1 pseudogene is annotated in these 366 nt (G+C 63.7%); it reads left to right on the top strand.

Annotation, left to right across the window (positions count from 1 at the left end):
- Nucleotides 1–366, top strand: a pseudogene (locus IB241_RS28110) (alpha/beta hydrolase); the annotation flags it as partial.

The raw sequence follows: 366 nt of genomic DNA, 5'->3' as shown, positions 1-366 counted from the left end.
AACCGTTGATCGTCCTCGGTCAGAGTCTCGGCGGTGCGCTGGCGGTGCATTACCTGGCGGGCCATCCGCAGCGTCAGGCGCAGCTCAAGGCGCTGGTGCTGGACGGAGTGCCCGCCAGTTATCGTGACGTAGGGCAATTCGCCTTGAGCACCTCCTGGTTAACATGGCCGTTCCAAGTGCCCCTGTCTTGGCTGGTGCCGGACACCGACAGCGCAATATATGTCATGCCGAAACTGACGGGCGTGCCGAAGCTGCTGTTCCACAGCCTGGACGACCCGATCGTGCCCCTGGCCAATGGCATCCGCCTGTATCAGGCGGCGCCGCCACCGAGAGTGCTGCAGTTGACCCGTGGCGGTCATGTGCAGA

Origin of the sequence: Pseudomonas sp. PDM05 (genome assembly GCF_014851685.1) — a bacterium.
In the GTDB taxonomy this organism is placed as follows: domain Bacteria; phylum Pseudomonadota; class Gammaproteobacteria; order Pseudomonadales; family Pseudomonadaceae; genus Aquipseudomonas.
Note: the sequence above shows the minus strand (reverse complement) of the source record. Positions and strands in the feature narration are given on the sequence as shown.